This window comes from Streptomyces spinoverrucosus, from assembly GCF_006539505.1.
Taxonomy (GTDB): domain Bacteria; phylum Actinomycetota; class Actinomycetes; order Streptomycetales; family Streptomycetaceae; genus Streptomyces; species Streptomyces spinoverrucosus.
Window position 1 is genome coordinate 26147 of the sequence record NZ_BJND01000004.1, and the last position, 21213, is coordinate 47359.

Annotated in this window: 20 protein-coding genes and 2 pseudogenes; 7 read left to right on the forward strand and 15 right to left on the reverse strand. The window is 72.4% G+C overall.

Annotated elements, in window-relative coordinates; genetic code table 11:
- Positions 1-110 precede the first annotated feature (110 nt).
- The gene (locus tag SSP24_RS01675; protein WP_141306805.1) at positions 111-758 is read left to right on the forward strand and encodes a peptide deformylase; all 648 of its coding nucleotides are present in this window, start codon (positions 111-113) and stop codon (positions 756-758) included.
- 10 nt (positions 759-768) lie between these two features.
- Here the strand turns inward: SSP24_RS01675 and SSP24_RS01680 are convergent, their stop codons facing one another.
- Entirely contained in the window at positions 769-2202 is a 1434-nt protein-coding gene (locus SSP24_RS01680) for a dihydrolipoyl dehydrogenase family protein (protein WP_141306806.1), read from the reverse strand.
- A 143-nt stretch (positions 2203-2345) separates the two neighbouring features.
- Here SSP24_RS01680 and trxA point away from each other — a divergent pair, with 143 nt between their 5' ends.
- Positions 2346-2729: a thioredoxin gene (gene trxA, locus SSP24_RS01685; protein ID WP_141306808.1), complete on the forward strand. Its 384-nt coding sequence runs from the start codon at positions 2346-2348 to the stop codon at positions 2727-2729.
- Positions 2730-2783: 54 nt separating this feature from the next.
- Here trxA and SSP24_RS01690 read toward each other — a convergent pair whose 3' ends face one another.
- From SSP24_RS01690 to SSP24_RS01700, 3 genes are all read right to left on the reverse strand, one after another.
- Positions 2784-4220 (reverse strand): benzaldehyde dehydrogenase, encoded by a 1437-nt coding sequence (locus SSP24_RS01690; protein ID WP_141306809.1) that lies wholly within the window; start codon positions 4218-4220, stop codon positions 2784-2786.
- Between the two features lie 116 nt (positions 4221-4336).
- Complete coding sequence (locus SSP24_RS01695; protein WP_229864803.1) at positions 4337-5371, reverse strand: LacI family DNA-binding transcriptional regulator; 1035 nt, start codon at positions 5369-5371, stop codon at positions 4337-4339.
- Between the two features lie 280 nt (positions 5372-5651).
- Positions 5652-6359: a TetR/AcrR family transcriptional regulator gene (locus SSP24_RS01700; protein WP_141306811.1), complete on the reverse strand. Its 708-nt coding sequence runs from the start codon at positions 6357-6359 to the stop codon at positions 5652-5654.
- Between the two features lie 114 nt (positions 6360-6473).
- On the opposite strand from SSP24_RS01700, the gene SSP24_RS01705 reads away from it, so the two are divergent.
- The gene (locus SSP24_RS01705) at positions 6474-7034 is read left to right on the forward strand and encodes an NAD(P)H-dependent oxidoreductase (protein WP_141306813.1); all 561 of its coding nucleotides are present in this window, start codon (positions 6474-6476) and stop codon (positions 7032-7034) included.
- Positions 7035-7122: 88 nt separating this feature from the next.
- On the opposite strand, the gene SSP24_RS01710 is transcribed toward SSP24_RS01705, so the two are convergent.
- Positions 7123-8091, reverse strand: a complete 969-nt coding sequence (locus SSP24_RS01710) for a TerC family protein (protein WP_141306815.1) — start codon at positions 8089-8091, stop codon at positions 7123-7125.
- 109 nt (positions 8092-8200) lie between these two features.
- Positions 8201-8593 carry a hypothetical protein gene (locus SSP24_RS01715; protein ID WP_141306817.1) on the reverse strand — a complete coding sequence of 131 codons (393 nt, stop codon included), beginning with the start codon at positions 8591-8593 and terminating at the stop codon, positions 8201-8203.
- Between the two features lie 107 nt (positions 8594-8700).
- Here SSP24_RS01715 and SSP24_RS01720 point away from each other — a divergent pair, with 107 nt between their 5' ends.
- Entirely contained in the window at positions 8701-8961 is a 261-nt protein-coding gene (locus SSP24_RS01720; RefSeq protein ID WP_373306642.1) for a DUF1876 domain-containing protein, read from the forward strand.
- Between the two features lie 29 nt (positions 8962-8990).
- Here SSP24_RS01720 and SSP24_RS01725 read toward each other — a convergent pair whose 3' ends face one another.
- Entirely contained in the window at positions 8991-9866 is an 876-nt protein-coding gene (locus SSP24_RS01725; RefSeq protein WP_141306819.1) for a universal stress protein, read from the reverse strand.
- 435 nt (positions 9867-10301) lie between these two features.
- Between SSP24_RS01725 and SSP24_RS01730 the strand changes: the two genes are divergently transcribed.
- Together SSP24_RS01730 and SSP24_RS01735 are read left to right on the forward strand one after the other, a co-directional pair.
- The gene (locus tag SSP24_RS01730) at positions 10302-10760 is read left to right on the forward strand and encodes a Crp/Fnr family transcriptional regulator (RefSeq protein WP_141306821.1); all 459 of its coding nucleotides are present in this window, start codon (positions 10302-10304) and stop codon (positions 10758-10760) included.
- A 182-nt stretch (positions 10761-10942) separates the two neighbouring features.
- Positions 10943-11368, forward strand: a complete 426-nt coding sequence (locus tag SSP24_RS01735; RefSeq protein WP_229864802.1) for a universal stress protein — start codon at positions 10943-10945, stop codon at positions 11366-11368.
- Here SSP24_RS01735 and SSP24_RS01740 read toward each other — a convergent pair.
- The 5 genes and pseudogenes from SSP24_RS01740 to SSP24_RS01755 form a co-directional block, all read right to left on the reverse strand.
- The gene (locus tag SSP24_RS01740) at positions 11334-11753 is read right to left on the reverse strand and encodes an OsmC family protein (RefSeq protein ID WP_229864801.1); all 420 of its coding nucleotides are present in this window, start codon (positions 11751-11753) and stop codon (positions 11334-11336) included. The genes SSP24_RS01735 and SSP24_RS01740 overlap by 35 nt on opposite strands.
- A gap of 284 nt (positions 11754-12037) precedes the next feature.
- Positions 12038-13030, reverse strand: a pseudogene (locus SSP24_RS01745) (acetate--CoA ligase family protein); the annotation flags it as partial.
- A 64-nt stretch (positions 13031-13094) separates the two neighbouring features.
- Positions 13095-13361, reverse strand: a pseudogene (locus tag SSP24_RS45230) (GNAT family N-acetyltransferase); the annotation flags it as partial.
- Positions 13362-13528: 167 nt separating this feature from the next.
- A complete protein-coding gene (locus SSP24_RS01750; protein WP_141306827.1) occupies positions 13529-15253 on the reverse strand; it encodes a sensor histidine kinase in 1725 nt (574 codons plus the stop codon).
- A gap of 121 nt (positions 15254-15374) precedes the next feature.
- Positions 15375-16067 carry a response regulator gene (locus SSP24_RS01755; RefSeq protein WP_141306829.1) on the reverse strand — a complete coding sequence of 231 codons (693 nt, stop codon included), beginning with the start codon at positions 16065-16067 and terminating at the stop codon, positions 15375-15377.
- A gap of 190 nt (positions 16068-16257) precedes the next feature.
- Between SSP24_RS01755 and SSP24_RS01760 the strand changes: the two genes are divergently transcribed.
- A complete protein-coding gene (locus tag SSP24_RS01760) occupies positions 16258-16743 on the forward strand; it encodes a pyridoxamine 5'-phosphate oxidase family protein (protein ID WP_141306831.1) in 486 nt (161 codons plus the stop codon).
- Positions 16744-16769: 26 nt separating this feature from the next.
- Here SSP24_RS01760 and SSP24_RS01765 read toward each other — a convergent pair whose 3' ends face one another.
- The 3 genes from SSP24_RS01765 to SSP24_RS01775 all read right to left on the reverse strand — a co-directional run bounded on the left by SSP24_RS01765 (position 16770) and on the right by SSP24_RS01775 (position 21105).
- Entirely contained in the window at positions 16770-19154 is a 2385-nt protein-coding gene (locus tag SSP24_RS01765) for a phosphoketolase family protein (protein WP_141306832.1), read from the reverse strand.
- Positions 19155-19337: 183 nt separating this feature from the next.
- Positions 19338-20015, reverse strand: a complete 678-nt coding sequence (locus tag SSP24_RS01770; RefSeq protein WP_174864565.1) for a helix-turn-helix domain-containing protein — start codon at positions 20013-20015, stop codon at positions 19338-19340.
- Positions 20016-20034: 19 nt separating this feature from the next.
- The gene (locus SSP24_RS01775) at positions 20035-21105 is read right to left on the reverse strand and encodes a zinc-dependent alcohol dehydrogenase family protein (RefSeq protein ID WP_141307110.1); all 1071 of its coding nucleotides are present in this window, start codon (positions 21103-21105) and stop codon (positions 20035-20037) included.
- Positions 21106-21213: the final 108 nt, after the last annotated feature.

Here is a 21213-nt window from a genome sequence, read left to right on the forward strand (position 1 = left end):
GGGACGGTTTTCGGCCGTAGTGGTGCAGTAGTCGGGGTGGGAGTGCGGTGAGTTCCCGGAGATGCGAGTGACCCGCGTCACACGACGGCGGGTCATGGCATGCTGGCGCAATGTCAACTCCGCGTGACCGTATGCCGCTCGCCGAGCGCATCGAGCAACTCCTGGCCATGGAAGGCCCGTTGTCCATCGTCGAGGCCGGAGACCCGGTGCTGCGGCAACCTGCCGAGCCGTTCGACGGGCAGCTTCAGCCCGCGCTGCTGGCCCGGTTCGTCGAGGCCCTGCGCGTCACCATGCACGCGGCCCCGGGGGTCGGTCTGGCGGCGCCACAGGTCGGCGTGCCGCTGCGGATCGCGGTGATCGAGGACCCGGCGCCGGTGCCGGAGGAGGTGAGGCTGGCGCGCGGGCGGGTGCCGCAGCCGTTCCGGGTGCTGGTGAATCCGTCGTACGAGCCCGTGGGCGCGGCGCGTGCCGGGTTCTTCGAGGGCTGTCTGAGCGTGCCGGGCTGGCAGGCGGTGGTGGCCCGGCCCACGCGGGTGCGGCTGACCGGCTCGGACGAGCACGGCCGTGCCCTGGACGAGGTGTTCACCGGGTGGCCCGCCCGGATCGTGCAGCATGAGACGGACCACCTGGACGGCGTGCTCTACGTCGACCGGGCCGAGCTGCGCTCCCTGTCCGCGAACGGGACGGTGGCGGGACGCTGGGCGCAGCCGACGCCGGAGGCGGCCGCGCGCGAGCTGGGCTTCGAACTGCCGGACTGAGCCTTGGGGTTCAGTTGTCCCGGTAGCTCTCCAGCAGCCGCAGCCACACTTCGCTGATCGTCGGGTACGACGGCACCGCATGCCACAGCCGGCTCACCGGCACCTCCCCGGCGACGGCGATGCTCGCCGAGTGGATCAGTTCCCCGACGCCCGGGCCCACGAAGGTCACGCCGCGCAGGATCTCGCGTTCCACGTCGACGACCATGCGGGCGCGCCCCCGGTAGCCGTCGGCGTACAGGCCCGCTCCGGCGACGGAGGAGAGGTCGACGTCGACCGCGCGGACGCGGTGGCCGGCCTGCTCGGCCTCCGCCAGGGACAGCCCGACGGCTGCCGCCTCCGGGTCGGTGAAGACGACCTGGGGTACGGCCGCGTGGTCGGCGGTGGCGGTGTGGGCGCCCCAGGCATGGGACTCCAGGGCGGGTTCGCCGGAGGCGCGGGCGGCGATGGCGGCGCCCGCGATGCGGGCCTGGTACTTGCCCTGGTGGGTGAGCAGGGCGCGGTGGTTGACGTCGCCGACCGCGTACAGCCAGTCGGTGCCGGTGACGCGCAGGCTGTCGTCGACCGGCAGCCAGGAACCCGGTTCCAGGCCCACGGTGTCCAGGCCGATGTCGTCGGTGCGCGGGGCGCGGCCGGTGGCGAAGAGGATCTCGTCGGCCTCTATACGGTCGCCGTGGTCGGTGACGGCGACGACCGTGCCGTTCTGGCGGGTCACCGACTCGACCGAGGTGCCCGTACGGACGTCCGCGCCGGCCTCGACGAGTGCCTCGGCGACCAGTTCGCCGGCGAAGGGCTCCATGCGGTTCAGCAGGCCCTTGCCCCGGACCAGGACGGTGACCTGCGAGCCGAGGGCCTGCCAGACGGTGGCCATCTCGGTGGCGACCACACCACCGCCCACGACGATCAGCCGACCGGGCACCTCCTTTGCGCTGGTGGCCTCCCGGCTGGTCCAGGGCCGCACGTCGGCGAGTCCGGGCAGGTGGGGCAGTTGCGCGCGGCTGCCGGTGCAGACGGCGACGGCGTGCCGGGCGGTGAGGGTGCGCTGCTCGCCGTCGGGGCCGGTCACGACGACCGTGCGCGGTCCGGCGAGGCGGCCGTGGCCGCGGTGGAGGTCGGCGCCGATACCCTCCAGCCACTGGACCTGGCCGTCGTCCTTCCAGTGGGAGGTGTAGTAGTCCCGGTGGGCGAGGACCGCGGGCGCGTCGAGGTCGCCCTGCACCGACTGGCTCAGGCCCGGCACCCGGCGGGCGTCCGCGCGGGCGATGACCGGGCGCAGCAGGGCCTTGCTGGGCATGCAGGCCCAGTACGAGCACTCGCCGCCGACCAGTTCGCTCTCCACGACCGCGGTGGACAGGCCGGCCGCGCGGGTGCGGTCGGCGACGTTCTCCCCCACGGGCCCGGCACCGAGCACCACGACGTCGTAAGCGTTGGATTCCGTTTCCGTCATGGGGTCAGTCTGGTGGGTGGTGTGGCCCGAGGCCACATGGGTACGCGCGCCGTTACATGATCGGCCATACGCGGAATACCCGACCGTCCGACCGTGTTTCCGCCGACGGCCTCGCCCCCTCACCAGGAAGCAGGGATCACGCCATGAGCCAGACCGTGGAGCTCACCAAGGAGAACTTCGACCAGACGGTCACGGACAACGACTTCGTCCTGATCGACTTCTGGGCGGCCTGGTGCGGGCCGTGCCGCCAGTTCGCCCCGGTCTACGAGAAGGCGGCGGAGGAGAACCCGGACCTGGTGTTCGGCAAGGTGGACACCGAGGCGCAGCCGGAGCTGGCCGCCGCGTTCGGCATCCAGTCGATCCCCACGCTGATGATCGTGCGCGACCGGGTCGCCGTGTTCGCGCAGCCCGGCGCCCTGCCCGAGGCCGCGCTGGCCGACGTCATCGGCCAGGCCCGCAAGCTCGACATGGACGAGGTCCGCAAGGCGGTCGCCGAGCAGCAGGGGCAGGAGGGCGGCGGCCAGTAAGGCCCTAGTCAGGGCCTTGAGCCGCGAGCAAGCGCTCAGAACGCGAGTAAGCGCTCAGAAGGGGTACGTCGCCACGTCCGCGCGTACCGTCGTCCAGCGCAGGTCGGTGAAGGCCTCCAGGTTGGCCTCGCCGCCGAAGCGGGCGCCGGTGCCGGACGCGGCGACCCCGCCGAAGGGCGCCACGGCCTCGTCGTTGACGGTCTGGTCGTTGATGTGGACGATGCCGGTCGGGATCCGCTCGGCCAGTTCGAGTGCGCGGGCGGCGTCGCGGGTGACGATGCCGAGGGCGAGCCCGTACGGGGTGCGCGCGGCGAGGTCGGCCGCCTCCTCGACGCTCTTGAAGGACCGTACGGGTGCGACCGGGCCGAACACCTCCTCCGCGTAGGCGGGGGTGTGGTCGTCGACGCCGGCCAGGACGGTCGGCCGGTAGAACAGGTGCTCGTAGCTGCCGCCCGCGGCCAGCCGGGCACCCTCGGCCCTGCTCGACTCCACGAGCCCGTGCACCTTGGCCAGTTGCTCGCGGTCGATGACCGGGCCGAGGTGGACCCGGTCGCGGTGCGGGTCGCCGACGGCCAGCGAGTCGGCCCGGGCGGCGAGCCGCTCGACGTACTCCTCGTACAGCGACTCGTGCACCAGGTGGCGGCCGGTCGTCATGCAGATCTGGCCCTGGTGGAAGAACGAGCCCCACGCGGCTGTGCCGATCACCGCGTCGAGGTCGGCGTCGTCGAGCACGATCAGGGCGGAGTTCCCGCCGAGTTCCAGGTGGGCACGCTTGAGATGGCGTCCGGCGGTCTCGCCGACCGCGCGCCCGGCCGCGGTGGAGCCGGTGAAGGAGATGACCGGCACGCGCGGGTCGGCGACGAGCGCCTGGCCCGCTGCCGGGCCGCCCGGGAGCACGTGCAGCAGGTCCTCGGGCAGACCCGCCTCCGCGAGGACGGCGGCGAGGGAGAACCCGCCGCAGACGGCGGTGCGCGGGTCCGGTTTCAGCACGACGGCGTTGCCGAGCGCGAGGGCCGGGGCGACGGACCGGATGGCCAGGATCAGCGGCGCGTTGAACGGGGCGATCACCCCCACGACGCCGACCGGGACGCGCCGTGTGTACGACAGCCGGGGCACCTCGCTGGGCAGCACGTGCCCGGTCGGGCGGGAGGCGAGCCCAGCGGCCTCGTAGCACTCCTGGGCGGCGACATGCAGCTCGAAGTCCGCCTTGCCGGGGATCGAGCCGGACTCGCGGACGAGCCATTCGCGCAGCTCGTCGGCGTGCACGGTGAACAGGTCCCCGGCCCGCCGCAGCACTCCGGCCCGCACGAAGTGCGGAACGCGGGCCCACTCATGCTGGGCGACGAGGGCGGCCTCGGCGGCGGAGGCGATGTCGTCGGCGGTCGCGAGGCGGGCGTGGCCGAGCGTGTCCCCCGTGGCGGGCTCGATGACGGCGTACTCGTCGCCCGCCAAGGGGCGGGGCTGCCAGGTCCTGGGATCGAGCAACGGCATCGCGGCTCTCCGTTCGGGTCACCGGCGGTCATGCGCGGAGGAGAAGCGCCTCGCCGGACACACGGGTGTCAGGCACACCTTCGAGTATGCGTCGGCCGTCCCGGCGGAGCAGGACGTCAGCTGGAGTCGCGGTGCACCACCTCGGCGCCCAGCACCTCGTGCCGCTCGGGCGCGGCGCCCGGGTCGCGCACCGCGCGGTCGACCAGTTCCGCGAGTTCCCGGCCGGACGGCAGCTCGATGTGGACGGTGCTGAGCCGGGGCCGCAGCAGCCGCCCCAGCATCAGGTCGTCGGCGCCGATCATCGCCGTGTCCTCGGGGATCCGCACGCCCTCGTCCTGCAGGGCCCGCATCAGCAGCATCGCGTACTCGTCGTTGTACGCGAAGACCGCGTCGAGGCCGAGCGCACGCCAGCGCGCGGCGAGACGGGCGGCGGCCTCCTCCTCGTAGGCGAGGGGCAGTTCGGTGACGACCGCGTCCGTGCCGTGCACGGCCTGCCGTACGCCGTCCAGGCGGGGCGTGGAGTAGACCTCCAGGCCGGGCTCCTCGGGGACGACGACGCCGATCCGGCGGCGGCCACGTTCGTACAGGTGACGGCCTGCCACCTGGCCGACGGCCGCGTGGTCCATGAGCAGGGCGTGCGCGCCCTCGACGCTCGCCGGGCCGAGGGTGACCACGGCCCGGGCGCCGGAGCGCTTGAGCACCGCCACGCCCTGCGGGCCGAGGCCCTGGCCGGGCACCAGCACGGCCACCGGCCGCAGTTCGGCCCAGGCCCGGGCGGCCTCGTCGCCGTGCAGGCCGAGGGTGCCGTACTGGACGACCGTGTAGTCGAGGCGGCTCAGGGCCCACTGGAGCTCGTTGATGAACTGGCTGTAGAGCGGGCCGGCCGGGATGGCCGGGGCGGGCATCAGGACCATCCGGCTGTGCCCGGCGCGCAGGCTGCGGGCGGCCGCGTGCGGGACGTAACCGAGTTCCTTCGCGGCCTCGTGGACCCGGCGGCGCGTGGGCTCGCTGATCCGTACGGCACTGGTGTTGTTCAGGACGTAGGAGACGGTCGCGCGCGAGACGCCGGCCAGCCGGGCCACGTCCGCGCTCGTGGGCACGGAGCGCTGGGCGGGCGGCGCGGAGGCGGGCGTGTTCGGTATCTGCACCATCACGCACCGCATCTTGGCAGAGGCGGTGGGGCGTGGCTCGGGCGGGGGAACGTGGTCTTCCATTCAACGAACGGATGTGTTCGGCGCGAACGGTATGCACTGCTCGGCTCGATCGGCCCGGCCCAGGAGCAGCGGTCCCCCGCAGCGCGGCCGCCGTGACCGAGTCGGCACGCAGCGCCCGCCTGCTGTTCCGCGAGGACGGGGCACGGAGCGAGACCTGTTCGCCACGCACGCCTGAGGCCCGGGACGCCGACACGCCGGCGGGCGCCCCGGGCCCACCTCAGCAGGGCGGCTCGACGGCGGGGGCCAGCTCGATTCGGAGCCCGGTGGGTGGGGGGTCGGTGCGGGTCAGCCGTGCTACCAGGTCGATCCAGCCGGCCTCCAGCCGGTCCAGCGGCATGCCGCAGTTCTTGGTCAGGTGGTGGACGAGGGCGGGGTCGAGGTAGCCCATCAGTGTCTGGGCGAGCAGTTCGCAGTCCGCGTCGGGGACCACCTGCCGCAGCAGCATGATCAGATGGCCGTTGCGCAGCAGCCGGGGCGGCGGGGTGTACCGGCGGTCGGGGCCCCGCTCCGCGGCGAGCTGGAGCTCCAGTTGCTCGACCGACCACCGCAGCGACGCACAGCCGAACGCGCGCAGCCGCTCCACCGGCGGTGCACCGGGCCCGAGCGGCGGCGGCCCACCGAGGAACGCGGCCTGGAACTTCTTCTCGGAGTGGTCGAGCAGTGCCGTCAGCAGCCCGACCCGGTCCCCGAAGCGGCGGAAGACCGTTCCCTTGCCCACCGACGCGGCCGCGGCCACCGCCTCCATCGTGAGCGTCGCCGCGCCGTGCTCCGCGACCAGCCGCGCGGCGGCCTCCAGCAGCCGGGCGCGGTTGCGCGCGGCGTCCGCGCGCAGGCACTGCTCCTCGACCGACGGGCCGAGTTCGAGCAACTCGGGTGATTCCAGGGACTCGTGGGGCTCCGGGATGGGCGGCAGGGAGGCGGACATGAAGACAGAGTAAAGCACCGGGAAGAAACTGGACCGCGGTCCGGTTAGAGTGCTACAACATTAAACGGACCTCGGTCCGGATTCTCACTCGTGTTACATCCCCCAGGAGTTCCCATGTCCGTACGCATCCTCGCCCTCGTCGGCAGCCTCCGCGCCGGTTCGCACAACCGCCAGCTCGCCGAGGCCGCTGTGAAGTTCGCCCCCGAGGGCGTCGACGTCCAGCTGTACGAGGGCCTGGCCGAGGTCCCCTTCTACAACGAGGACATCGACGTCGAGGGCTCCGTCCCGGCCGCCGCCGCCCGCCTGCGCGAGGCCGCCGGTTCCGCCGACGCCCTGCTGCTCTTCACGCCGGAGTACAACGGCACCATTCCGGCCGTGCTGAAGAACGCCATCGACTGGCTGTCCCGCCCGTACGGCGCCGGCGCGCTCACCGGCAAGCCGGTCGCCGTGGTCGGTACCGCCTTCGGCCAGTACGGCGGCGTCTGGGCGCAGGACGAGACCCGCAAGTCGCTGGGCATCGCCGGCGCCAAGGTGCTGGAGGACATCAAGCTCTCCATCCCGGGCTCCGTGACGCGTTTCGCCGAGACCCACCCGGCCGACGACGCTGAGGTCGCCGCGCAGCTCACCGAGGTCGTGGCGCGCGTGCACGGTCGGGCGGCCGAGCAGGCAGCCTGATCGCAGGCCCCGTACCCGGCCGGCTCCGACCCACACTGAGCGGGGGTCGGAGCCGGCCGACGCCGTCCCGCACCCGACGCCCGTTCCGCTAAGCGGCGCGGCTTGCGTCGACGGCCTCCTGGTTCCTCGTGGCCCTGAGGCTCGTGAACGTCGTGATCGCGAGCACGAGCACGATGAAGCCCAGGGAGAACGGGATGCTGATCTCCGGGACGTGGACCCCGGACTCGTGCAGCGCGTGCAGCACCAGCTTGACGCCGATGAAGCCGAGGATGATCGACAGGCCGTACGACAGGTGGACCAGCTTCTTCAGCAGGCCGCCGATGAGGAAGTACAGCTGCCTGAGGCCCATCAGCGCGAAGGCGTTGGCGGTGAAGACGATGTACGGGTCCTGGGTCAGCCCGTAGATGGCCGGGATGGAGTCCAGCGCGAACAGCACGTCGGTGGAACCGATGGCGAGCATCACGACCAGCATCGGGGTCATGACGCGCTTGCCGTTCTGTTCGATCCACAGCTTGGTGCCGTGGTAGCGGTCGGCCACGCCGAAGCGCCGCTCGACGGCCTTGAGGAGCTTGTTCTCCTGGTACTCCTCCTCGTGGTCCTGCTTGCGCGCGTCCTGGATCAGCTTCCAGGCGGTCCAGATCAGGAATGCGCCGAAGAGGTAGAACACCCACGAGAACGTCGAGATGATCGCCGCACCGGCCGCGATGAACACCGCGCGCAGCACGAGCGCCATCAGCACACCGATCATCAGCACCCGCTGCTGGTACTGCGTCGGCACCGAGAACTTCGCCATGATCAGCACGAAGACGAAGAGGTTGTCGACGCTCAGCGACTTCTCGGTGATGTATCCGGCGAAGAACTCCCCGGCCGGCCCGCCACCGCCGTAGAAGACCAGCCCCACCCCGAACACGCAGGCCAGCACGATCCACACGATCGTCCAGGTGCCTGCTTCCCTGATCGACACTTCGTGGGGTTTTCGGCCGATGAAGAAGTCGACGGCGACGAGAACACAAAGGACCGCGACGGTCAGCAGCCAGACGGTCAGGGAAACATTCATGGGGTGGTACTCCAGGTGCTGGTATGGATCGCCAGCGTTGCCCGGCTACTTGATCACTACCACCCGGAAAAGATGAACAAATGGTCTAGGTAATTCAAAAAGCAGGTCGCTACGTCCCCACCGCGGAGTGCCGGTGGAGGAACAGGTCGAACGCCTCCGCCACCTGCTGGTCCGTCGCCTGGGAGATCTCCACTACGTCGTCGCCCAGCGTCAGGCGCAGCGACGGACGCCTGCCATGACAACGGCCCCACCAGTCCCGGACGACGTTCAGCACCTCGCTCAGCCCGGCGGCGGCCGTGCCGAGGTTCACCTGCAGGGCACCGATCAGGGCGGTCTCGCCCGCCCGTGCGCCGGGCGGGACCGGTGGACCGGGGACGGCCGTCACATCGTCCACATCGAGCTGGAGCAGTTCCTCGCGCAGATACCCGGTGAGTTTGGCGATGTGCTCGGCTTCCGCCCCCTCCTCGGAGAGGAGGATCTGCAACTGAGTTTCCACCGGCATATGACCAGTCTCTGCCGCCCGGCCTGCGGTGGCAAACCGCTGGCGCGGTGGGCGTTTCGGGCGCACGGTGGGGAGTGGCGGGTTAGAACCGTCGTACGGAAGTGATCATGATGGAAGCCAAGCAGTGGACCGTGCAGATCTACATCACCGAGGACGGTGACGACACGCGCGCGCGTGCCGTGCTCAGCACCAACGAGACGTCGACCGTCATCGGCAAGGGCGTCGCCCGGCGTAACCCGATCGACCGGCCCGTTCCGGAGATCGGCGACGAACTCGCCGCCAGCCGCGCGCTGGAGGACCTCGCCATCCGGCTGCACGACGTGGCCGCCGACGACATCATCGAGCTGGCGGGTCCGGTTCGGACCTGACGGCGGAGACGGGCACGAGCGGACGCCGGTCACCCCGGCTGCGGCACCACCGCCACCGGGCACGCCGCGTGGTGCAGCAGGGTGTGGCTCACCCGCCCGAGTTGCAGGCCGAAGGGGCCGGACCTGTGCCGGGACCCGAGGATGACGAGGTCGGCGGCGGCCGAGCGGTGCACGAGCACCCTGCGGGCCGAGCCCTCGACCGTCGTACGGCTGGTCCGCACCCCCGGGTGGTCGGCCGTCACCCCGGCGAGCAGCGCGTCGAGCACGGCCGAGGCCTGCTCCTCGTGCTGCCGCGCCGGCTCCTGGGCCGCCGCCCGATGGACAGGGGGCTCGTACGCGGGGCGTCGCCAGGCGCGTACGACGTCCAGAGTGCAGCCGCGTGCCTCGGCCTCCCGGAAGGCGAACCGCACGGCCTCGCCGCACGCCTCGGGCTCCCCGGCGCCGAGCAGGATCCGCCCGTGGGTGCCGGCCAGACCGGCCGGGTCACCCCGGACCACGATCACCGGGCACTGCGCGCGGGCCGAGACGGCCAGGCCGACCGAGCCGAGCAGCAGTCCTCTCAGTTCGCCGCGACCGCGCGAGCCGGTCACCAGGGCGGCGGCGTGACGGCCCTCCTCCAGCAGGGCGGAGACCGCGTCCGCGGGGATCGTGTCGGTGGCGATCTTCACGTCGCGGTTGCGCTGCCGGGCGCGCTCGACGGCAGCGCCGACGATGTGCTCCGCCAGCAACTGCTCCGAGGGGCGTTCGGGGCTTGTCTCCGGAGCGACGCCCTCGTAGCGCTCCCACAAGGAGGCGTAGACGAGCCGCAGCGGCAGACCGTGCCGGACGGCCTCGTCCACCGCCCAGTCGACCGCGTGGAGACTGCCGTTCGATCCGTCGACGCCCACGACCAGGGGCAGCTCCATCGTTCCCACCGCCTTTCACCGGGCAGCAACCTGGTCCTACTGTCACGGTCGCATCCCTCGCTCGCGACAGGTAGGGCACGCGCCCGATGCCGTGCTGACGGCTGGATCGGAGCCGTACGGCCCTGGCGTCCGGGCGGTCCGCGTGGTGTGCTGTAAGTGACGGGAAGGACCCGAGAAAGACGCGGGGAAGCGGCCCTCACCGCGCACCGCGCAATCAGGATCCGCGAGAAGTGGATGTCCTTCCCGTCCCTCATGCGCCGTCCCTTGTGCCGGGCCGCGCCCCATGGCCCCCGTCTCGCGCTCGACTGGGCCGAATGACCCACCATCAGGCCCGTGCGGCCCGTGGTGCTGCCGCCCCCGCGGGGCAGAGCCTGGGATCAGCAGGCCCCACGAACCCTGGGCTGGTCGCGGCGGCCGGAACGAAGGGACGGACCGATGATCCCCACCACCACCTCGGCCGGAAGCCTCCCGGCCAAGCACCGCGAACGACTGATGCGGATCGCCCGCGAGGTCTCCTTCGACGCGGGCACCCGCCTGTTGGAGGAGGGCCGACGTGCCGACCGGTTCTGGATCATCCGGACCGGCATGGTCACGCTCGACCTGTACGTCCCCGGCCGCCGCGCCCCCGTCATCGAGTCGCTGGGCCCCGGCCAACTGGTCGGCTGGTCCTGGCACTTCCAGCCGTACCTCTGGCATCTGGGCGCCGAGGCCCTGAGCCCCGTCCGGGCCTGGGAGTTCGACGCGGATGCCGTGCGGGCTCTGTGCGCCCAGGACGCGGACTTCGGCCGGGCGATCGCCGACTGGGTCGGCAACGTGGTCGCCGACCGGCTGCACGCGTCCCGGATCCGGCTGCTGGATCTGTACGCCCCGTACGGCAGCGGGAGCCAGATATGACCGCCCGATGAAGCCCGGCGTTCCGCCGCCGACGGGATTCCCCGGCTGGCGGGGCGCCGCGGGTACGGGCAGCGTGGAGCTGGAGACATCGACTGCTGAGTGAGGTGGCCATGCATTCCTCAGAGCCGCATTCCTCTGAGCCGCAACCCTCTGAGCCGCGTTCCTCTGAGCTGGTACGACGGGTGGTGGTGGGGGTGGACGGTTCCCCGTCGTCGTACGCGGCGCTGCGCTGGGCGGCCCGGTACGCGCAGTCCGTCGGCGGTGTCCTGGAGGCGGTACACGCCTGGGACACACCGTCGGTCATCGGCTGGACCGGACCGGCGATCGACCCGGAGTTCGACCTGGTGCAGGCCCGGGAGCGTTTCGCGGAGGAGCTGCGCGCCGTCTTCCCGGGCGAGCACCCCGCCGGGCTGCGCGAGGAGCTCGTGGAGGGCGACCCCTCGGAGGTGCTGATCCGGGCCTCGGAAGGAGCGGAGCTGCTCGTCGTGGGCGGTCGCGGCCGGGGCGGCTTCGCGCGGGCGATGCTGGGATCGGTCAGTCAGCGCTGCGCCCAGCACGCGGCGTGCCCCGTGGTCATCGTCCGGCAGGACCAGGCCCCGGCGCACTGATCGCTTCGCCGTCGCCGCAGCTCACGTCCAGCTCCACCTCGGTAGCCCGCGCGAGCGTGTTGGCCACCGTGCAGTGCGCGACCACCGCACGCAGCGCGGCCGGCCGTTCCGGCGGCAGCGACGGCGCCCGGACGGTCAGGGCGAGGGCGGCGACCCGGGCGGGTCGGTCGTCGGCCATCCGGAACCCCGCCCGCACGGACAAGCCGTCCCGGCTGAGGCCGTCCCGGTCGAGCAAGCGTCCCGCGTAGTGCGCCGTGCAGGAGGCCATCGCCGCCACGAAGAGCTCCACGGGCGTGGGTGCGGTGTCCTTTCCACCGGCGGACTGCGGTTGATCGGCCATCAGTACGTGGCCACGGACCCGTATCTCGAAGGCGTCGCCCGCCACGGGCACCACCTCGACGTCTCCGGGCCGGCGGATCGGACCGGGGGTCCACGGCCGCGGCTTGGAAGATCAGCAGTCCCGCGAGGCGCCGGACCTCCTCGGCCGTGAGGGACGCCCACAACTCGCCCTCGTCATGGGGCGCACGAGGTGTCCAGTACGACGCGCCCCATCGGGGCGGGCAGGCCACCTACCAGTCGACTGCTGCCGCACCAGCGGCGTCTGGGGCCGAACAGGCCACACCCCGCTTCGAAGGTCCCTCGCACCCACGCCGTACGGCCCGCCCGCGCTCAGCGCAGCCGCCGCAGGTACGGGTCCCGCGCGGGGCGCGGCAGCAGCCGGAGCCGTGCGTCCAGGGCGGTGACGCCGTCGGGCCGGGCGACGACGGGGTTGAGGTCGGCCTTCTCGAGCTGCGTCAGGTCGCCGGCCATGCGGTACAGGCCCAGCAGAAGCCGCTCCAGGCCCTCCATGTCCACGGGTCCGCCGCCCCGGTAGCCGAAGAGCAGGGGCGCGCAGCGCGGTGCGGTGAGCAGGTCCCGTACGTCGGTATCGGTGAGCGGCGCGAGGCGGGCGGCGTGGTCGGCGAGGAGTTCGGTGGCCGTACCGCCGAGGCCGAACAGCACCAGTGGGCCGAACACCTCGTCCTGCACCACCCCGGCGACCAGTTCGGTGCCGCGGGCGGCCATCGGCTGGACGACCACGCCGGTCATCCGGTCCCCGAAGCGGTCGGCCAGGTCGCGGTGGGCGGCGCGGACCTGGTCGGCGCCCTGGAGATCGAGCCGGACGGCACCCTGGTCGCTCTTGTGCACCAGACCGGGCCAGTAGGCCTTCATGACGACCCGTCCGCCGGGTCCGGCGAGCCGTTCGGCGGCGCGTACGGCCTCGTCCTCGTCGCGCGCCCAGGCCCACGGCGACTGGGGGATGGCGTAGTGGGCGAGCAACTCGGCGGTGGTCTGCGGGTCCGGCCCGCCGCCTTCGGGGTGCTCGGCGAGGTAGCGGGCGACGACGGCCTCGGCCGCGGCCGTGTTCACCTCGGGCCGTTCGGGGACGGTGCCGGGGCGGCGGGCGAGCAGGCGGGTGCGGGTGGCCGCGTGGGCCAGGGCACGGGCGGTGGACTGCGGGTCGGCGTACGCGGGGACCGTGCCGCCGTCCCTGGTGTGCAGCAGCCGTACGGACTCGGTCTGATCGAGCAGGACCGCGACGACCGCGCCGGGCCGGGTGTCCGGGTCGGCGTGGATGAGGGCGCGCACCGGGTCGTCGCCGGTCGCCTCGGCGAGGGCGGTGCAGGGTGCCGATGCCCTGGTGGTGGTGTCCGTCGGCGACCGCGAGGGCGATCTCGGCGTGGGTGGTGCCGGGTTCCGTCTCGTACTCGGCGAGGCCGAGGATGCGGTCGCCGTCCTCGACGACCAGGGCCCGGTGGCCGGTGGTTGCCCGGTCGGCGGCCAGTTCGGCCGAGCGGCGGCTCACGCCGAAGAAGCGCAGGCGCAGGTTCTCCGGGGACATCTCGTCGTACAACCCCAGAATCCCGTTCCGGTCCTGCGGTCCCGCCCGCCGGATCCGTACCGTGCTGCCGTCGGTGAGCAGGGCATACGCCTGCGGCCGGGTCTCGGTCATCGCGGGTGCCTCCTCGTCGCCGGACTGCCGGGATCAGCGTCCGGCTTCGGGCGGCCCGCACCACAGGGGCCGACCGGGCAGCGTGGTGGGCCGAGCGGCCCGAATCACGGCGTGTGTCCGCAGGCGCGCGCTATGCCTCCCGCACTGGCACCGGCCACCAACCCGCGCTACGCCTCCCGCAGCGGCACCCGCCACACCACCCGCGCCCCGCCCTCGGAAGGACTCGTCACCTCCAGCGCGCCGCCCAGCTGCTCCGCCCGGTCGGCCATGTTCCGCAGGCCGCTGCGGCGGCCGTCCGGCGGGATGCCGACGCCGTTGTCGGCGACCGTGAGGGTCAGGTGCTCGCCGTCGGTCGACAGGACGACATCGGCCCGGTTCGCATGGGCGTGCCGGGCGATGTTGGTGAGGGCCTCGGAGAGGACGGCGAGCACGTGCTCGGCGGTCTGCTTGGGGACCTGGGTCTCCAGCAGGCCCTCCATGCGCAGGCTGGGCGCGAACCCCAGCACCGGCGCCACCTCCCCGACCGCCCGCACCACCTTGGCCCGCAGTCCCTGGCCCACGGCGGTCTCACGGGCGCGGAGCCCGAAGATCGTCGACCTGATGATCTTGATGGTCTCGTCCAGGTCGTCCACGGCCCGCACCACACGTTCCGACGCCTCCGGATGCTCGATGAACCGGCCGGCGCTCTGCAGCGTCATGCCGGTGGCGAACAGCCGCTGGATCGCCAGGTCGTGCAGGTCACGGGCGATGCGGTCGCGGTCCTGGAGCAGCGCGATCTGCTCGGCGTCCCGGCGGCGTTCGGCGAGCTCCATCGCCACCGCGGCCTGGGCGGCGAAGCCCTGCAGCGGCTCGGTCTCCTTCTCGGAGAACACCGTCCGGCCCGCCGGGCGGACCAGCAGCACGACACCTCGTACGCCGTCCTTGCTGCCGATGGGAACGGCCACCGCCGGGCCGAGCCCGGTCACCGGCCCGGGATCGACCGACAGCGGCTCGTCGATGGAGACGTCGGGCCGGGTGACCGGGACGCCGGCGGAGAAGGCCCGGCCGATCAGGCTGTCGTCCACGGGCAGCACCCGCCCCCGATGTGCCTCCGCCTCCTGCCCGATGGCCAGTTCCACGGTGAGCGAGTCGGTGTTCTCCACCGGCACCGCGACGACGGCCAGGGCAGCGCCGGTGTTCTCCCTGGCCCGCTCGGCGATCAGGGCGAGCACCTCACCGCGTTCGCTGCCGGACAGCAGGCGATGGGTGATCTCGGCGCTCGCCCGCAGCCACCGCTCGCGCAGCCGGGACTCCTCGTAGAGCCGGGCGTTGTCGATCGCCACCCCGGCCGCCACGGCCAGGGTCGCCAGCACCGCCTCGTCCTCCTCGTCGAACTGCGCCCCGCCGCGCTTCTCGGTCAGGTACAGGTTGCCGAAGACCTGGTCGCGGACGCGGATGGGGACGCCGAGGAAGGTGCTCATCGGCGGGTGGTGCGCCGGGAAGCCGTACGAGGCGGCGTGCGCGGAGATCTTCTCCAGCCGCAGCGGCTCGGGGTTGCGGATGAGCTCTCCGAGGATGCCGTGTCCCTCGGGGTAGTGGCCGATCCGGGCGATCTGTTCCTTGCTGATGCCCACGGTGAGGAACTCCGACAGCCGTTTGCCGTCCGGTCCGATCACGCCGAGGGCGGCGTACTCGGCGTCCACCAGCACGGCCGCGGCCTGCACGATGCCGCGCAGCGCCTGTTCCAGGTCCAGCTCACGGCCGACCGAAAGCACCGCCTCCAGCAGGCTGTGCACCCGGTCGCGGGTGCCCCGGGCCGCGTCAAGGCGGGCCTGGAGCTCCTCCAGGAGCTCGTCCAGCCTCAACTGCGGCAGCCGCACACGGGCGCCCCCGGGTTCCTTGGGGCTTCCCACCGCTGGTCCTCCAGGTCCCCTCGACGTACCCGGGCCGAACGTTCCGGTCCAAAGCCACGGTATCGGGACACGGGAGGGGTCGGTACTGGATCACGGCGACGGGCTGGGGCCGGAGGTGGGCTCAGTGCCCTTCCTGCCGCAGCCTGTCCTGGGCCTGCGTCGCGATGACGGCGGCCTGGACGCGCCGCTCGACGCCCAACTTGGCCAGCATGCGGGAGATGTGGTTCTTGACCGTCTTCTCGGCAAGGTAGAGCCGCTGCCCGATCTGGCGGTTGGTCAGGCCCTCGCCGATCAGGGCGAGGATCTCGCGTTCGCGGTCGGTCAGCCCCGGCAGGACGTCCGGCTCGGGCTCCGGCTGCTGTCCGCCGCGCAGCCGTGCCATCAGGCGAGTGGTGGCGCTCGGGTCCAGCAGCGACTGGCCGCCGGCCACCGTCCGGACGGCCGAGACCAGGTCCGAGCCCTGGATCTGCTTCAGCACATACCCGGACGCGCCGGCCATGATCGAGTCCAGCAGGGCCTCCTCGTCGTCGAACGAGGTCAGCATCAGGCACGCCAGGTCCGGCATGCGCGAGCGCAGCTCCCGGCACACGGTCACGCCGTCGCCGTCCGGCAGCCGTACGTCCAGCACCGCGACCTGCGGGCGCAGCGCGGGGACCCGGACGAGGGCCTGTTCGGCGGTGGCGGCCTCCCCGACCACGGTGATGTCCGGCTCGTCGTCGAGCAGGTCGTGGACCCCGCGGCGTACCACCTCGTGGTCGTCGAGGAGGAAGACGCGGATCGGGGTCTCGGCGCCGCTGCGCTCACTGTCCGACATGGTCCGCTCCTGTCGTACACCCTCGTCCCCGTCCGGACGCGGAGGCTTCCCTACTCAGGATCTTGCTCCCCCGTGGGCCGATGGGCCAGGGCCGGTCGGCCCTGTTTTCCCGCCCACTCGGGACGGCCGGCACCTGCCCTCGCGCCCGTGCGCGTTCGACGCTGGAGACGAGCACAGGAAAGAGGGTGACATGGGCTCCGCACCGGACACCATCACGGCGATCCCGAACGGCCGGGTCGGCCCCGCCGGCCCGCGCCAGAGCGTCGCGCTGGACACGGCCGAGGCCCTGCGGCTGCTGGGCAGCGTCTCCGTGGGCAGGGTCGTCTTCACCCGGCGTGCGCTGCCGACGGTACGCCCGGTCAACCACGTCCTGGACCACGGCGACATCGTCATCCGCACCCATGAGGGCGCGGCGCTGACCCTGCACGCCCGGGATGCCGGCGCCCAAGGGGTGGTCGTCGCCTATGAGGCGGACGCCATCGACCCGGACACCCACGTCGGCTGGAGCGTCGTGGTCACCGGTTATGCCAGCCTGGTGACCGACGCCCGGGAGCTGGCCCGGTACCGGTCGCTGCTGCACCCGTGGGTGCAGCAGACCATGGACTACGCGGTCCGTATCCGCCCGGACCTGATCACCGGCATCCAGCTCACCGTCCCGGACGGGACGACCGTGTGAACGTCTGTGTATCCCACGGAGTTCTGTCAGCCGTCCCAGGACCAGTCCGCGACCTCGGGCAGGTCGGTGCCGTGGTCGCGGATCCAGTCGTGGTGGCGCAGGCGGACGTCCTCCATGCGCTGGCGTACGGCGGCGGCCCGCACCGCGAGACCGGGGACGCGGTCGATGACGTCCATGACCAGGCGGTAGCGGTCGAGGTCGTTGCGGACCACCATGTCGAACGGCGTGGTCGTGGTGCCGATCTCCTTGTAGCCCCGGACATGCAGGTGCTTGTGGCCGGTGCGCCGGTAGGCCAGGCGGTGGATCAGCCACGGGTAGCCGTGGTACGCGAAGATGACCGGCTTGTCGTGGGTGAACAGGCCGTCGTACTCGAAGTCGGTCATCCCGTGCGGGTGTTCCTCGCTCGGCAGCAGGCGCGCGATGTCGACGACGTTCACGACGCGGACGGCGAGCTGGGGCAGGTGGGCGCGCAGGAGCTGGGACGCGGCCAGCACCTCCTGGGTGGGCACGTCCCCCGCGCAGGCCAGCACGACGTCCGGCTCCCGGGTGTGGTCCTCGGTGCCGGCCCAGTCCCAGATGCCCGCGCCTCGGGCGCAGTGCACCCGCGCCTGGTCCATGGACAGCCAGTCGAAGCAGGGTTGTTTACCCGCGACGATCACGTTCACGTAGTCGCGGCTGCGCAGCACGTGGTCGGCCACGGAGAGCAGCGTGTTGGCGTCCGGCGGGAGGTAGACCCGTACGACCTCGGGGCTCTTGTTGAGGATGTGGTCGACGAAGCCGGGGTCCTGGTGGGAGAAGCCGTTGTGGTCCTGGCGCCACACGTGGGACGTGAGGAGGTAGTTGAGGGAGGAGATGGGGGCGCGCCAGGGCAGGCGGCGGGTCACGCGCAGCCACTTGATGTGCTGGTTGACCATCGAGTCGACGATGTGGGCGAAGGCCTCGTAGCAGGAGAAGAGCCCGTGCCGGCCGGTCAGGAGGTAGCCCTCCAGCCAGCCCTGGCAGGTGTGTTCGGAGAGGATCTCCATCACCCGGCCGTGCCGGTCGAGGTGTTCGTCCACCTCCAGCGTCCCGGCCTGCCAGGCCTTGCCGGTGGCGGCGTAGACGGCGTCCAGTCGGTTCGACGCGGTCTCGTCGGGGCCCACGAGGCGGAAGTCACGGCGCTGGGCCGTCTCCCACATGACGTGTTCGAGCAACTGGCCCAGCACCTTGGTGGGTTCGTGCAGGGTCACGCCGGGCTTGTCGACGGGGACGGCGTATCGCTCCAGCGGCGGCAGCGGCAGTTCGCGCCGCAGCAGGCCGCCGTTGGCGTACGCGGTGGCGCCGAGCCTGCGTGGCCCGGCCGGGACGCAGGCGAGGACCTGCGGTCGGGGGCTGCCCTGCTCGTCGAACAGTTGCTCCGGCCGGTACGAGCGCAGCCACGTCTCCAGCGCGCGCAGGTGCTCGGGGTTGTCGCGCACCCCGGCCAGCGGGACCTGATGGGAGCGCCAGGTGCCCTCCACCGGCAGGCCGTCGACCTCCGCCGGGCCGGTCCAGCCCTTCGGTGTGCGCAGCACGATCAACGGCCAGTGGGGGCGCTCGGCGGCACCCTCCTCGCGGGCGGCGCGCTGGATGGCGGCGATGCGGTCCAGCGCGGTGTCCATGGCTCCCGCCAGGGCACGGTGTACGGCGGCCGGGTCGTCGCCGGTGACGTGGATCGGGTCGTGGCCGTATCCCCGGAGCAGGTCGTCGAGCTCGGGCTGCGGCAGGCGGGCGAGCACGGCCGGGTTGGCGATCTTGTAGCCGTTGAGGTGCAGGATCGGCAGGACGGCACCGTCGTGGACGGGGTCGAGGAACTTGTTGGAATGCCAGGAGGTCGCCAGCGGCCCGGTCTCCGCCTCGCCGTCCCCGACGACACAGGCCACCAGCAGGCCGGGGTTGTCCAGGGCGGCCCCGTAGGCGTGCGACAGCGCATAGCCCAGTTCGCCGCCCTCGTGGATGGAGCCCGGGGTCTCGGGTGCGACATGGCTGGGCACGCCGCCGGGGAACGAGAACTGGCGGAACAGCCGCGCCATCCCCGCCGCGTCCCGCGTGATGTCCGGGTAGGTCTCGGTGTACGAGCCCTCCAGCCAGCTGTTGGCGAGGACGGCGGGCCCGCCGTGCCCGGGCCCCCAGACGCACAGGGCGTCGAGCCCGCGGGCCTTGATCACCCGGTTGAGGTGGGTGTGCACCAGGTTCAGGCCCGGTGAGGTGCCCCAGTGGCCCAGCAGGCGGGGTTTGATGTGTTCCGGGCGGAGGGGCTCGGTGAGCAGCGGGTTGGCCATGAGGTAGATCTGGCCGACGGACAGGTAGTTCGCGGCGCGCCAGTGGGCGTCCAGCGCCTGGAGCTCCTCGTCGGTGAGCTCGGCGGACACCGGTCGCGTGTCGACGGACATGGGGTTCCCTTCCCGGTTCGGACGGAGGTGGCGGGTTGAGGCGAGTGCCCTCCCACCTTCCGCCCGATGCCCGGGCACCCGACAGGGCCGACCGGTCCATCCGCGCGAGATGGCACCCGTTCAGCCGGACGACGGCGGGGGACTGTGTGATGTCGGTGGGTGTCCTGTCCGAGTACGGCGTACTCAGCGGGACTCGATCCGGCGGCCGGTGACGGCGACGGGGTCGATGCGCACCCACGCCACCCGCCGGCCTCCCACCCAGGGCCTGCTGTACGTCCGTTCCTCCAGCCGGCGCACCTCGTCCGGCTCTGTCACGGCCCGGGCGTTGCCCCGCACCAGCACGCTCCACCCCTGGCTGAGCGCCTCGTCGATGCGGTCGACCTCGAAGGCGACCAGGTTCCCCCGGGCCTGCCAGGGCGTCGTGCCGGGCGCGGTCCGGTAGACGATCCGGTCGTCGACGACGCTGTAGTTGACGGGGACGACGGCCGGACCGGAGGCGGTGGCCACCGCCACCCTCCCCACGCCGTGCGTGCCGAGCAGCGCCCGGCACTCCACCGCGCTCAGCTCGGTGAACCGGCGGTGCCGTGCGGCCCGGCCGAGACCGGGCGGCAGCTCGACGTTGCCGCCGGACAGCTCGGTCACGGTGGTTCCCAGGGCTCCGGCCACCCTGAGCAGGACACCGGCGTCCGGTGCGGCGGCCGGGTTCTCCTCAAGGTGCCTCAGGTAACCGGCGGACGTCCCCGCACGCGCGGCCGTTTTCCGCCGGGTGAGGCCCAGTTCGGCGCGCCGCTGGGCGATCCGCCTGCCGAGGTCGCCGCGCGGAGACCCTTCCGTCCTCCTCCACATCGCCTGCTCGGTCATGTCCCTCACTTCCTCTCCGTCAGGTCGGCCGCACGGCGACGACGTCGTGCTGCGGCTCGCCGAGCACCACCTTGAGCGCGCCGGTCTCGGCGGCCCGGGCGAAGACGTCGTACGCCTCCTCCATGTGGTCCAGCGGGAACGTGTGGGTGACCAGCTGGGAGGTGGGCAGCCGGCCCGCGGCCGCCATCCGCAGCAGGGTGGGCGTGGAGTACGTGTCGACCAGCCCGGTCGTGATCGTCACGTTCTTGATCCAGAGGTCTTCGAGGTGCAGGGTCGCGGGCGTGCCGTGCACACCGACGTTGGCCACGTGCCCGCCGGGGCGCACCATGCGGGTGCACAGCTCGAAGCTCTCCGGTGCACCGACGGCCTCGATGACCACGTCGGCACCCAGCCCGTCGGTGAGGTCGGCGACCAGTTGCTCGGGCATCTCGCGGGCGTCGGCCACGGCGTCCGCGCCGAGCCGCTTGGCGGCGTCCAGGCGGGCGGCGGCCAGGTCCACGGCGATGATCCGTTCGGGGGTGAACAGCCGTGCCGTGGCGATCGCCGCCAGCCCGATGGGACCGGCCCCGACCACGGCGACGGTGTCTCCGGGCCGTACCCGCCCGTTGAGCACGCCCACCTCGTACGAGGTCGGGAAGATGTCCGCGAGCAGCACGGCGTCCTTGCTGTCCAACGGGCCGGGCAGCGCGTGCACGGACAGATCGGCGTGCGGGACGCGGACGTACTCGGCCTGGGTGCCGTCGATCAGATGGCCGAGGATCCAGCCTCCGCCGCCCCGGCACTGGCCGTACCTGCTCTCCCGGCAGTAGCGGCAGCGGCCGCAGGCGCTGATGCAGGAAACCAGTACCCGGTCGCCCGGCCTTACGGTGCGTACATCGCCGCCCACCTCGACGATCTCGCCGACCGCCTCGTGCCCCAGCACCGTGCCGGGCCGCACCTCGGGCACGTCGCCCTTGAGGATGTGCAGGTCCGTCCCGCAGATGGTGACGGCGTCCACCCGCACGATCGCGTCGGTGGCGTCCTCGATGCCGGGGTCCTGGACCTCTTCCCAGGCGGACTGTCCGGGGCCGTGGAAGACGTAGCCCTTCATGACGATTGCCTCCTCTGGGCGAGGAGCGGTGCCGTAAAGGCCCCACAGGTCCAGCGTCACAGGGTCCGCCCGGATGCGCATGGGCCGGTCGGCCCTGGTGGGCGGCCG